Genomic DNA, 12887 nt, shown 5'->3' on the forward strand with positions numbered 1-12887 from the left:
TTGAACAATTGTTTCTCAGGCAAATGTAATAAATCCTATAGTTTACTATCGGCAAACTGCTACTTTAGTTTAACGTTAAATGACCCTTTTTTGGGTAATTATTTCATTCTTTTCGAGATGCCATAGTGTGAGGTGTTCACCCCAGCAACAGCCTGTGTCTAATGCCATAAAATGAGGATAAGGAGTTTGTCCCATTAGTGCAGCCCAATGGCCAAATACGAGTGTGTTTTGTGGGGCGCAGCGTGATGGAAACTCAAACCAGGGGGAGAGTTCAGGCGATGTTTGCTGTTGTGGTGGCGTTTTACATTTAAAATCAAGGCGACCATCTGAGTGCAAAAAGCGCATTCTAGTTAAGGCATTGATACAATAACGTAATCGATTAATGCCTTGCAACTCCGTTGACCACTGCTCTGAATCCTCGGTATACATCTGTGCAATGAGTGCCGTTAAGTAGTCATCTCTTTGCAAGGCAACGCTGACCTGCTTTGCTTCTTGTAGCAAGGTGGCAATATCCCATTGTGGTGGAACACCTGCATGCGTCATGATGATTTTGTGTTCGGGCAATGTACGAACTAATGGCTGTAGTCTAATCCAATCCGTTAATTGGTTTATATCAGGGGCGTTAAGTAATTCGCTAAGGTGATCTTGCGGGTGGGGGCGTTTTAATTTTCCATGAAGTGCCAATAAATGCAGATCATGATTGCCTAGCACCACTTGTGCAGCGTCTTGGAGTGACTTAAAAAAGCGCAGTGTGGCTAACGACTCTGGGCCGCGAGCAATTAAGTCTCCTACAGCCCAGAGTTGATCTTTTGAGGGATTAAAATCGACTTTTTGCAGTAATAAGGTTAATTCGTTAAAGCAGCCTTGAATATCGCCGACAAAATAATGAGCCATGGTTATTGTAATATTCCTGGTACCGCTAACCGAAATGTTGGAATGGTGGCTAGAAATCTCTCGCCTTTATCGTCTTCCATGCCATAAAAGCCCCGCATAAAGCCGACAGGCGTTTCCATTACGGTTCCGCTAGAGTATTGGTATGCGGTATTGGGGGTAATAGTTGGGGTTTCACCTACCACGCCAGGACCTTTGACTTCACTCTCTTTTCCGTTTGCATCAGTAATGATCCAATGACGGTCTTTTAAGGTTACATTTTTATCACCTAGATTAATGATAGTAATGGTATAGCTAAACAGGTATTTACTGTCAGCGACATCCGATTGTTGCTCTAGATATTGGGTGTCGATTTTTATTTTTATCGGTGATTCGACTTGGCTCATTCTATTTCCTGTCTTTAAAACAAAAGGGCATGCTCGAATTGGCATGCCCTTATTATTACTTTTTGTTGTCACACAGTAAATTCGCCATCGCGACATACTGCGGAACACTGATTTGTTCTGGCCGCATGCTGGAGTCGATGTTTAATGACGCAAAATCATCATCAGACAGCAAGGCTTTTAGATTATTTCGTAATGTTTTACGGCGCATACTAAACGCAGTAGAGCACAAATGACGTAATACATTCACGTCTTTACATGGCCAAGGTTTAACTTCATATGGCAATAAACGTACCACAGCTGAGTCCACTTTGGGTGGTGGAGTAAAGCAATGTGGTGGCACTTCAAGTACTGGCACAACTTGGCAGTAATATTGGGCCATGACAGTTAAACGGCCATAAGCTTTAGTGCCTGGGCTGGCAGACAGGCGTAATACCACTTCTTTTTGCAGCATAAAGTGCATAGTTTCAATTTGCTCAGCAAACTCAAACAAATGAAACATCAGCGGGGTTGAGATGTTGTAAGGTAAGTTACCAAACACTTTCATCTTTTTGCCAGGCTGTTGTAGCTTCATAAAGTCAAACTGTAACGCATCACCTTGGTGAATGGTCAGCTTATCTTTAAGAACCGGATGCACTTGCAAACGTTCCACCAAATCACGGTCTAATTCAACAACGGTTAAGTTGTCGATTGTGTCTGCTACAGGTTCAGTTAACGCACCAAGACCTGGACCAATTTCTACCATCACATGATCATTATCCGGTGCTATCGCGCCAACGATACTGCTGATAACCCCTTGGTCGGTGAGGAAGTTTTGTCCAAAACGTTTTCTGGCCGTGTGGCCTAAATGTACTTTATTGCTCATTAAAATGGGTTACTTACTTTTTGAGGCCAATTCGATGGCTTTGTTTAATGCACAGGTAAAACTGCCGCTATCCGCTTTGCCAGTGCCTGCAAGTTCAAGTGCAGTGCCATGATCGACAGAGGTACGGATATAAGGTAAACCTAAGGTGATATTGACCGACTTGCCAAATCCTAACGATTTAAGCACAGGTAATCCTTGGTCATGATACATCGCGAGCACCACGTCAGCTTGTTCAAGGTACTTAGGCTGGAATAGGGTATCTGCTGGCAGTGGGCCAACAATGTCCATTCCTTGCTCTCGTAACTCGTTAAGCGCGGGGATCATGGTATCAATTTCTTCACGACCTAAATGGCCATCTTCTCCTGCATGTGGGTTTAAGCCACACACATAAATTTTTGGTGAACCTAAACCAAACTTACTAACAAGTTCACGGTGTAAAATACTGATAATGTGATGCAGTCTGTCGCGTGTAATGGCTTTAGCGACATACGCCAATGGAATGTGGGTCGTCATTAAGGCGACTTGCAATCCTGGTGTGGCTAACATCATCACTACGTCGGCACAGTTTGCTTGTAAGGCAAAAAATTCGGTATGGCCACTAAAGGGAATACCGGCTTGATTGATTATGCCTTTGTGCACAGGGCCTGTAACAACAGCATCAAACTCATTAGACATGTTTTTTTCACCTGCATAACGCAAGGTGTCGACGACATAAGCGCTGTTGGCTTCATTTAGCACGCCGCACTCTGCAGGCTCTGCAAGTGCAAAAGGTGAAATCGTCAGTGTGCCCGCCGCTTGGGGCTGCGGTGGCTGGTTTGGGTTATAAGTTCTTAATTGTAACGGTACCCCGAGTCGTTTTGCCCGACTAATCAAAAGATCTGGATCGGCACAAACAACTAACTCAACAGGCCATGCCTGCTGAGCGAGTTTGATGACTAAGTCGGGACCGATGCCTGCTGGTTCACCCGGAGTAATGGCAATACGTTTAGTCATTGATCTTGTTTAACCTCGTTGCGTTTCTGGCTCAATAATTTCAATATAAGCTTCTGAGCGCATTTCATCCAACCAGTTTTGTAATTCTTCGTTAAATTTGCGACGGAAAATTAACTGGTGAGCACGATTGCTGTTGAGTTGATCGGTTGCGTCTGTTTTACGGCGCGACTCGAGTTGAACGATATGCCAACCATGACTAGTGCGGAACGGTTCGCTGTATTGGCCTTCGTTTAAGTTAGCCAATGCTTGTGTAAATTCAGGCACATAAATGCTAGGGTCTGCCCAGCCTAGTTCACCGCCTTTAGCGCCTGAACCTGGGTCTTCTGAATACTGTTTTGCAAGCTTAGCAAAGTCTGCTTCTCCGCTACGCACTTGCGTTAAGAAGCTTTCTAGCATCGCTTTAGCGCGTTCTTCCGATAAAATTGGCGATGGCTTTAATAGAATGTGGCGAGATTTAACTTCTGACACTTCTTGCGTTTGCAGACCACGCGTTTCGACAACTTTGATGATATGAAAACCAGAGCCTGACTTAATTGGGCCAATAATGTCGCCTTTTTTAGCACCATTAACCACTTCAGCAAACAAGGTTGGCATTTCATTAATGTTCATAAAGTCCCAAATACCACCTTCAAGGGCTTTAGGGCCTGATGACGCTGCAATAGCTGTGCTGCGGAAATCATCACCATCGTTAAGGCGCTTTAATACGATATCAGCACGACGACTTGAGTTTTCTAACTGTTCGCTGCTTGGGTTACTTGGAATTTCAATTAAGATGTGACCGATTTGAAACTCAACATCTTTTAAGCCTTGTTCTTCAATCAGTTTAACCAGGCCGCTAATTTCTTGTGGCGACACTTGAATACGACGTTGAACTTGAATACGTTGAATCTCACCTAGGGTGATTTCTTGGCGTAATTGCTCACGGTATTGACTAAAGCTGGTACCTTCGCTTTCGATTGTCTGTTGCATTTGTGCCACAGTCATATTTTGTTCTTTCGCGATATTTTGGATGGTTTGGTCTAATTGTAAATCACCGATTTGTAAACCAATACGCTTTGCCATTTGCATTTGTAAATGGGTTAAAATGAGGCGTTCAATCACCTGGGTGCGAAGCGCACTTTCAGAAGGCAGTGTTTGATTAGCCGCTTTTGCGTTAGCTTTTACAGTGACAATCATGTTTTTGATTTCACTTTCGAGAACAATACCATCATTAATTTGTACTGATACGCGGTCTAATTGCACTGGTGCTGCAACACTAGTATGGCTAATCGCCAGCGCAAGTAATGCAAAAATCATTTTTTTACTGTGTTTCATCCACAAAATCCTTGGCACATTCAATTCAATATAAACTGGCGATATATCGCCAAAATAAGGTTACTACTTCATACTCAACAGCATGTTTGTTGTTATTGGACTATGAGTTTATCGCTAGGTTCAGCAATCTATCACAAAAGAATGCTAATTCCTCATGTAAAGTGGCTTACGGTAGTTAAATAAGCCTTCGTTTAGCATGTCTGCGACACCTAATGGACCAGAACCGCCTAAACCTTTAATCACGAAGTTGAGGTATACACCGCTTTCAAACTTTTCACTGGTGCTGTCGATGTCTGTTAAATCATCGTCATAATTGGTTTTAATGCGGTAATGGTAACTTAAGCGAACCGCCCAGCAGCAAGACTCATATTGAACCCCTGTGTAGGTTTCAATGTTACGATCCTCATTTAGGTCGTAATAGTAGTTACCGACAAAATACAAGTCATCGCTGATTGGCCATGATGTTCGAAAACCAGCCTGTGAAATATCGACCTGGTCATTGGTGTTAGTGTTCAATAAATCAGGTACGTAACGATAACTTAACTGCAATAATTTGTCATTGCTTGGACGAAAATCTAAAGTCACTTCGTTCTTTTTGTTTTCGCCTGTTTCAGTGTCATGTTGCACTGAACCACTAATAAACCAATCATCATATAATTGGGCATCTAATTCAGCGGCTAACACTGACGTTGATGGTGAACTCTCTTCGTAAGTGTCATCAATACTCACTTTAGAGTCTTGCAAATACATAATTTGCCCGACACTGAACTTAAATTTTTCACGGTTTGAGTGATCAAATAAGCGAGTAGTAAAACCTAAAGTAAATTGGTTTGCATCAGCAATACGATCTAGGCCTGAGTATTGACGGTCACGGAATAAACCGTAGTAATCTTCTTGTAGTTCTGCGGTGTCATAAATACCAATATTTGATTGGTCTTCATAACCCACATATAAATACTGCACTTGCGGCTCTAATGTTTGACGATATTGTTCACCAAACATCTGTGTTGCTCGTTCAAAGTTAACCTGACCGTGCAAGCGTGCTTGCGGAATAGTACGGCTTACAGTTTCATCTAAGGTTGAATCATCGTCTAAGTTTTGCTGCCAATACTGAGTTTGCATCAATTTGACTTCGCTGGTAAATGATCCAGCAGGTCCTTGAATTGGCCAGATTAAACTCGGTACTAAATGTAAGCGGTTAGCGGTATTGTATTCGTCATCTTGGTGGCGGAAATTAGTTAACTCAGAGTTAAATTTAAAATCAATTGACTCAATAATATCTTCAGTACGGTAATTAAAATTTAACTGCGGCATCACTTGATACGGTTTCTCATCTTCGCCTAATACTTTAATATCTTGAACGCGTATATTGAAATCCCAATTGCGTTCAAAGTAGCTTGCCTCACCAATACGTGATAATTGATTGTCCGTTGACTGGTTAACGTCTGAATCTAAATCATTGAAATAGTTGTTGTCTGATACATTAGTGTAGTCAGCTCTGACACGCCAATTGGCATTAACGGCACCTTGGTGACTCCAGTGATAAAGATAACGGTCAGCTTTTGTGCTTAAGTTGTCATCACTGTCTAAATATTCAACATTAAATTGGCCATTTTGTTGTTCACCAGCAAGGTAACGAAACTCAGTTTTAGTGAATAAACCGCGAGATGACATGTAATGAGGTGTAAAGGTCAGGTCATATTCTGGTGAAATATTCCAATAATAAGGTGTACTGATTTCTACACCGTTGGTGGTGCTGGTGCTAAAGCTTGGAAACAAAAAGCCGCTTTTACGTTTGTCTGACACTGGGACTGTCATGTATGGAATATACAAAATTGGGACATCGGCAATCCGTAATTTTGCATTCCAAATCTCCCCCCACTCTTCTGTGCTGTCGATTTTAATCATGTCGGCTTCTAACAGCCATGATTCATCGCCCGGAGGGCAAGTGGTAAAATTGGTTTTGGTCAGTAATAAATTGTTATCTGATGTGATTTGCAGCTTGCTCGCGTCACCATGGACTTGTTGACCATGCAACCAGTATTGCGCCTTTTGTAATGTGGCGCTGTTGGTGCTCATTTGGGCCTCAAGTGAGTCAGCAGTAACCGTAAACAATTCGTCTTTAAAAATTAAGTTGCCGTTAGCGTTTAATCGTTGATTTTTTTGATCTAAAATCGCGCTGTCAGCCGCAATATGACGTTGACCCTGGCTAAAGCTGACATCGCCAGTAAATTCAGCTTGCGCGTTAAATGCAGCGTTAGAAAAATCACTGATAATCACGATTTGTTCGTCATCGATCCCTGTTAATGCTGCTCTGTCATCAAAAGAGCGAGAAACCGGTGGCGTAACAAAGCATTGCGATGTTGGCAGTTCAGTCGAGTCTGCTTCGTCAGCTAGAACGATATTGGGAAGTAGGCATAGTGCCAGAAAATAACGGATCTGCATTGTTGTCAATAATTTATGATTTCATATTCAGGAAAAGTTTTGGAGAGAAAAAGATACTCAGCTAAATGAAACATTCCATTCATTAGCTGTTTCCAAATGTTATGCTGGCTATAATAAAGCAATTTTTCGTTAAGAGCCATTGAGATGAGTTTATCCGATCCAAGATTTGTCGCCTTAAGCCACTGGTTAAACCATTATTTTGAGGCAGAGGTGACGCCTTCATTAATTTGTGGTGATGCCAGTTTTCGTCGTTATTTTCGCATTCAGCATTTTGGCAAGCATTACATTGTGTCAGATTCACCTATACACCTAGTGCCTATTGCACCGTTTGTGGCTATTGCCAAGGCTTACCATGATGCAGGTTTATGTGTGCCAGAAGTGCTTGCAACCTGTAATGAGCAAGGGTTTGTTTTGCAAACAGATGTGGGTGAGCTGCAATTGTTGTCTGTGCTCAACCTGCAAAATGTCATTAGCTATTACCAACAAGCGCTTAATCTATTACCCACCATTGCAAGTGTCACAGACACTGAGCTGGGGCCGTTAACCGACTACGATGGTGAGTTTGTGCAGCGAGAATTAATGATTTTCATTGATTGGTTGGTAAATAAGCACATAGATTACACGTTAACGAACAATGAACAACAAATGATCACAGCCACATTTGCCGCGTTAACTGACAGTGCCATGTCGCAACCTAAAGTGGGTATGCATCGTGATTACCATAGCCGCAATTTGCTCATCAATGCCGATGAACTTGCAGTGATTGATTTTCAAGATGCGGTATTAGGGCCAATCACTTACGACGCCGTATCGTTATTGCGCGATTGTTATGTGCGCTGGCCTAATCAGCAGGTGCAACAATTGATGCAATATCATTATCAATTAATCAAGCAGCACAAGTTACTTGGTGATGAGGTTGATTTTGCAACTTACCAGCAATGGTTTGATTTAATGGGGTTACAACGTCATATCAAAGCTGCTGGCATTTTTGCGCGTTTATATCATCGTGATGGTAAGCGCGGTTATTTGGCTGATATTCCATTAACCTTGCAATACATTGTTGATATAGGTGCGTTATACCCTCAAATTGCCGAGTTTAGTGCTTGGGTTAAATCGGTTATTGCCCCGTTAGTCGAACAAACTGCCGTTAAACAGCAATTAGACACAACCAATAAAGGTTATTAACCATGAAAGCGATGATTTTGGCCGCAGGCCGAGGCGAGCGTTTACGCCCGTTAACCGACACCTTGCCAAAGCCCTTAGTTAATGTTGCCGGCAAACCTTTGATTGAATATCATCTTGAAAAACTCGCCGCCTTAGGGGTTAAGCAGGTGGTGATTAACCATGCTTGGTTAGGGCATAAACTGCCTGAGCAACTTGGCGATGGACAACGTTGGGGGCTGCAAATTAACTACAGCGATGAAACCGAAGCATTAGAAACCGCAGGAGGCATTAAACAGGCGCTCAACTTTTTAGGTGATGAGCCCTTTTTAGTGATTAATGGTGATATTTTTATCGACTATTTACCTGAGGTGAGTTTGGCTTACCAACGGGTTGCTCAGCATCAAGCCGATGCATTTTTATGGTTGGTTGATAATCCACAGCATCACCCGTTAGGGGATTTTGCCATTAACGCACAGGCAAAGCTTAACCTTAGCGATGAACAAAAGTTTACCTTTTCGGGATTGGGGGTTTATCATCCGCGATTATTTAAAAATTTGCCTGCAGGTAAGCAAGCGTTAGGCCCTTTACTCAAAAATGCGATAGCGCAGCAACGTATAGAAGGCGAACACTTTAGTGGTTATTGGTGTGATGTGGGCACCATTGCAAGGCTTGAACAATTACATACAAGGTTACAGGCTCAGCATTAGTGTAATAAATACTGGTATGAGAGACGTTAATCATTAAATAAAGCGGAAGGTAAAATGCGCATTTGGGGTAAAGTTTTCGGGTTTATTATCGGGTTTATGTTCGGCCGTTTTTTTGGCGCATTTTTAGGATTGTGGCTTGGGCATGCATACGATAAACGCCAGGGTTTGGCGTCGTTAATGCGTAAAGGTAGCGAACGTCAGGCAATATTTTTTAACGCCACTTTTGCTGTGATGGGACACATGGCGAAAGCGTCGGGCCGTGTCACTGAAAACGACATTCGTATTGCCACCATGCTAATGGATCAAATGAAGTTAACTGGGCAGTCGCGTATCGATGCTCAAGAAGCGTTTAGGCATGGTCGCCAGGCTGACTTTGATTTAACTAAAGAGTTAGAGCAATTTCGTCATGTCACTCAAGGTCGTGCTGAATTATCGCAAATGTTTTTAGAGATCCAAATTCAAACGGCATTGTCTGACGGTGAATTGCACGCAAACGAGAAACAAATTTTATCAATTATCGCTAATAAGCTGGGGATGGCATCGCAACTTGATGCGTTATTAGCTCGCTGGCAAGCTGAGTTTAGCCATCATCAATCGCCGCAAGGCAATAAAATGCCGTTGACTGACGCTTATGTGATGTTAGGCCTTTCAGAGTCATCTTCCGACCAAGAGATTAAGCGTGCTTATCGTAAATTGATGAATGAACATCACCCCGACAAATTAGTGGCTAAAGGGTTGCCAGAAGAAATGATGGCCCTGGCCAAAACCAAAGCGCAAGACATTCAAGCTGCGTATGAATGTATTAAAACATCTCGAGGAATGCGCTAAATTCAGGGCGCTCAAATTTATGCAAACAACGGACTGAGGTCATAGATGAAAATAGTGGTATTAGACGGTTATACGCTCAACCCAGGTGATTTAGATTGGCAAGGATTACAGGCACTTGGTGAATGTACTATTTACGATCATACCTTAGCCGACGAGGTTGTGGCGCGCTGTCAAGATGCGCAAATAGTATTAACCAACAAAACGCCGCTTAATGCCCAAACCCTCAGCCAACTGCCGCAATTAACTTACATCGGTGTACTGGCAACTGGCACCAATGTGGTCGACATAGCCTGTGCCAGCCAACATGGCGTTCGCGTGACCAATATTCCTGCTTACGGCCCTGATGCCGTAGCGCAAATGGTGTTTGCCCATATTTTACATCACCATCAACAAGTGGCATTACACGACCAAGCTGTAAAAGCAGGACAGTGGAGTCGCAACCGCGATTTTTGTTTTACGTTATCGCCGTTAACGTCATTAAAAGGGCTCACCTTAGGGGTTGTCGGTTATGGTGATATTGGCCAGCAAGTGGTTAATTTAGGTGCCGCATTTGGCATGAAAGTGTTGGTGACCAGTGCCAAGCCTAAAACGGGGTTACCACCTTCAATTCAATGGTGTGAGCGCGACATCTTACTTAAACAAGCTGACATTATTTCGCTGCATTGCCCGCTTACTGCTGCCACACAATACATGATAAACCGTGACAGTTTAGCCTTGCTTAAACCGGGGTGTTTATTAGTCAATACCGCTCGCGGCGATTTAATTAATGAAACTGATTTAGCGCAATGGCTTAATCAAAATAACGGCTTTGCTGCCGTTGATGTGTTATCGACAGAGCCGCCAAGCCCCGACAACCCGTTATTAAGTGCTGCCAATATTACCATTACGCCTCACATTGCTTGGGCAACCTTGCAAGCAAGACAAAACCTGCTCAACATTGCTGTTGATAATGTAAAGCAGTTCCAGCAGGGGAATGTGGTTAATTGCGTAAACGGTTAAAAGATGTTTGATGAATAACTTACTAGAAAGCCGCAATGATTTGCGGCTTTCTTTTGGGTTTAGCTCAAGGCTATTTGCCTCGCTCAAGGCTGTGCAGATTAAAATAATACTTTAATGTGGCTGGCGACAGTCTTGGCTTTTTCAATGGCGCTTTCTATCGATGTGTCACGTGCTAGGGCAACACCTAAACGGCGGCGACCATCAATATCTGGTTTACCAAATAAACGTAATTGAGTATCGGCAGGTGCTAACGCCTGTGCCATGCCTTGATAGCGAATATTGGTTGAGGTGCCTTCTGCTAAAATCACAGCAGAAGCGCTTGGACCATGCTGAACGATATTGCTGACGGGTAAACCCAAAATAGCACGTACATGCAAGGCGAACTCAGAGATGTCCTGGCTAATTAAAGTTACTAGGCCAGTGTCGTGTGGTCTTGGAGACACTTCAGAAAAATACACTTCATCGCCTTTGATAAACAGTTCGACACCAAATAAACCAAAGCCACCTAGTGCTTCGACCACTTTTTGGCTGACAGCTTGAGCTTTTTGCAGAACAACATCCGTCATCACCTGCGGCTGCCATGACTCACGATAATCGCCATCTTCTTGTCTGTGACCTATTGGGTCGCAAAAATGTATGCCATTAACGGCGCTAATAGTTAATAGGGTAATTTCATAATCAAATGGAATAAAGGCTTCAACAATTACACGGCCTTGCCCAGCGCGGCCACCTTCTTGTGCATAAGCCCACGCTTTGGCAATGGTATCGCTCGACTTAATAACACTTTGGCCTTTACCTGACGAGCTCATGACCGGCTTTACCACGCAAGGAATACCAATGTCAGCCACGGCTTGTTCAAACTCGGTTTGAGTATCGCAAAAGTAATACTTTGATGTCGGCACATTGAGGGTTTCTGCTGCAAGGCGGCGAATACCTTCACGGTCCATCGTTAACTTAGTGGCATTGGCGGTTGGCACCACATGTAAACCTTGCTGCTCAAGTTCTACTAGGGTTTGAGTGGCAATGGCTTCAATTTCTGGGATAACAAAATCGGGTTGTTCTAACTCAATCACCGCTTTTAACGCGTTAGCGTCGAGCATATTAATCACATGAAATCGATGAGCGATTTGCATTGCTGGCGCGTTGGGGTAACGGTCAACACCAATGACTTCAATACCGTAACGTTGCAGTTCAATGGCGACCTCTTTACCAAGCTCTCCGCAACCTAATAACATGGCTTTTATTGTGCCAGGTGTGTTTGCTGTGCCGAATATAGTAGGAATGGACATGATGATTTATAGCCTTTATGTAGGGATATTTTTATATGCCGAACAGTGTAACGTTCCCAAGGACAAAAAATCCAATAGAAAAACCATTAAATCGCTATTTTATCACAATAGGTATGATTTTTTGTGATGTAAGATTGTGTTTAATTACGATAAGTGGCTTGAAGCAACTCGGTAAGAGTGAGTTAACAAGGGGAGATAATAACAAGCCAGCAATGCTATTACTGGCTTGTTATAGAGACTAAATTATTACGTGCAACTTATTTAGCCAAAAGACCCGCAGCGGCCAAAATAAGCTCAGGAGCTGGGCGCACTTTGTAGTTTGGGTTGACGTATTGAAAATGAATCAGACCCTTTGTATCCGCTAAATACACCGCTGGCACAGGCAATACTAGGCGTTTTTCGCCTTGTGGCGTGGTAAACAATTCATTAGTCACCACACTGGCGGTGTATTTTTGGGTGATATCAGCACTGGTATAATAAGCTAAACCAAAGGCTTGTGATGCGGTCAATGAGCTGTCTGATAGCAATAAATAATCAAGCTTTTGATCAGTTAATGAGGCGCGCATTTTCTCAGGTGTATCAGGTGAAATCCCCACAAGCTGAAAACCCATTTCGATAAGTTTAGGTTCAATGGCTTTTAGCTGCCCCATTTGTGAATTACAAAACGGACACCAACCGCCACGGTAAAAAAAGAAAATAGTTGGTTTTTGGGCGACTAATGTTGCTAAATCAACCGAGGTGCCATCAACATCTTGCAAGGTAACTGCGGGAATTTGGTGACCATTGAGTAATGGCATGACATTGTTTTCGTCACTGGCGATAGGTTTGGCCATGTTGGCAAAGCTGGTTAGCATTAACGCGCTAGTAATAAGCAGAGTTTTTAACATGATAAGTCCTTGTGTGGTGTTGTCCTGTCGTACTCGATGTCATATGAGTACGTATAAGTTAACCTCAGATCTGGTTAAGCAAACACGATATTAGTGCTATCTAACAGCTCAAGTTCTTGAGC

12 protein-coding genes are annotated in these 12887 nt (G+C 43.0%); 4 read left to right on the forward strand and 8 right to left on the reverse strand.

Annotated features, from left to right (window positions below):
* Nucleotides 1–75 precede the first annotated feature (75 nt).
* The 6 genes from IEY42_RS15980 to lptD form a co-directional block, all read right to left on the reverse strand.
* Nucleotides 76–894, reverse strand: coding sequence for a symmetrical bis(5'-nucleosyl)-tetraphosphatase (locus IEY42_RS15980; RefSeq protein WP_188926168.1), 819 nt, complete (start codon nt 892–894; stop codon nt 76–78).
* A gap of 2 nt (nt 895–896) precedes the next feature.
* On the reverse strand, nt 897–1277 hold the full coding sequence (apaG, locus tag IEY42_RS15985; RefSeq protein ID WP_188926169.1) for a Co2+/Mg2+ efflux facilitator ApaG/CorD: 381 nt from the start codon (nt 1275–1277) through the stop codon (nt 897–899).
* A gap of 55 nt (nt 1278–1332) precedes the next feature.
* Nucleotides 1333–2139 (reverse strand): 16S rRNA (adenine(1518)-N(6)/adenine(1519)-N(6))-dimethyltransferase RsmA, encoded by an 807-nt coding sequence (rsmA, locus tag IEY42_RS15990; protein WP_188926170.1) that lies wholly within the window; start codon nt 2137–2139, stop codon nt 1333–1335.
* A gap of 9 nt (nt 2140–2148) precedes the next feature.
* On the reverse strand, nt 2149–3132 hold the full coding sequence (gene pdxA, locus IEY42_RS15995) for a 4-hydroxythreonine-4-phosphate dehydrogenase PdxA (protein WP_188926171.1): 984 nt from the start codon (nt 3130–3132) through the stop codon (nt 2149–2151).
* A 9-nt stretch (nt 3133–3141) separates the two neighbouring features.
* On the reverse strand, nt 3142–4446 hold the full coding sequence (gene surA / locus IEY42_RS16000; RefSeq protein ID WP_188926172.1) for a peptidylprolyl isomerase SurA: 1305 nt from the start codon (nt 4444–4446) through the stop codon (nt 3142–3144).
* A gap of 144 nt (nt 4447–4590) precedes the next feature.
* The gene (gene lptD, locus IEY42_RS16005; RefSeq protein WP_188926180.1) at nt 4591–6891 is read right to left on the reverse strand and encodes an LPS assembly protein LptD; all 2301 of its coding nucleotides are present in this window, start codon (nt 6889–6891) and stop codon (nt 4591–4593) included.
* 144 nt (nt 6892–7035) lie between these two features.
* On the opposite strand from lptD, the gene IEY42_RS16010 reads away from it, so the two are divergent.
* The 4 genes from IEY42_RS16010 to IEY42_RS16025 are packed head-to-tail and all read left to right on the forward strand — an operon-like array spanning nt 7036 to nt 10589.
* Nucleotides 7036–8076 carry an aminoglycoside phosphotransferase family protein gene (locus IEY42_RS16010; protein ID WP_188926173.1) on the forward strand — a complete coding sequence of 347 codons (1041 nt, stop codon included), beginning with the start codon at nt 7036–7038 and terminating at the stop codon, nt 8074–8076.
* Nucleotides 8077–8078: 2 nt separating this feature from the next.
* Nucleotides 8079–8762, forward strand: coding sequence for an N-acetylmuramate alpha-1-phosphate uridylyltransferase MurU (gene murU / locus IEY42_RS16015; RefSeq protein ID WP_188926174.1), 684 nt, complete (start codon nt 8079–8081; stop codon nt 8760–8762).
* Between the two features lie 54 nt (nt 8763–8816).
* Nucleotides 8817–9590 carry a co-chaperone DjlA gene (gene djlA, locus IEY42_RS16020; RefSeq protein WP_188926175.1) on the forward strand — a complete coding sequence of 258 codons (774 nt, stop codon included), beginning with the start codon at nt 8817–8819 and terminating at the stop codon, nt 9588–9590.
* A 45-nt stretch (nt 9591–9635) separates the two neighbouring features.
* Nucleotides 9636–10589, forward strand: a complete 954-nt coding sequence (locus IEY42_RS16025) for a D-2-hydroxyacid dehydrogenase (RefSeq protein WP_188926176.1) — start codon at nt 9636–9638, stop codon at nt 10587–10589.
* A 98-nt stretch (nt 10590–10687) separates the two neighbouring features.
* On the opposite strand, the gene purT is transcribed toward IEY42_RS16025, so the two are convergent.
* Together purT and IEY42_RS16035 are read right to left on the reverse strand one after the other, a co-directional pair.
* Nucleotides 10688–11863 carry a formate-dependent phosphoribosylglycinamide formyltransferase gene (gene purT, locus IEY42_RS16030; RefSeq protein WP_373292868.1) on the reverse strand — a complete coding sequence of 392 codons (1176 nt, stop codon included), beginning with the start codon at nt 11861–11863 and terminating at the stop codon, nt 10688–10690.
* A 272-nt stretch (nt 11864–12135) separates the two neighbouring features.
* Nucleotides 12136–12765, reverse strand: a complete 630-nt coding sequence (locus IEY42_RS16035) for a peroxiredoxin-like family protein (protein WP_188926178.1) — start codon at nt 12763–12765, stop codon at nt 12136–12138.
* Between the last annotated feature and the right edge of the window lie 122 nt (nt 12766–12887).

Origin of the sequence: Shewanella algicola (assembly GCF_014648035.1) — a bacterium.
GTDB classification, from domain to species: domain Bacteria; phylum Pseudomonadota; class Gammaproteobacteria; order Enterobacterales; family Shewanellaceae; genus Shewanella; species Shewanella algicola.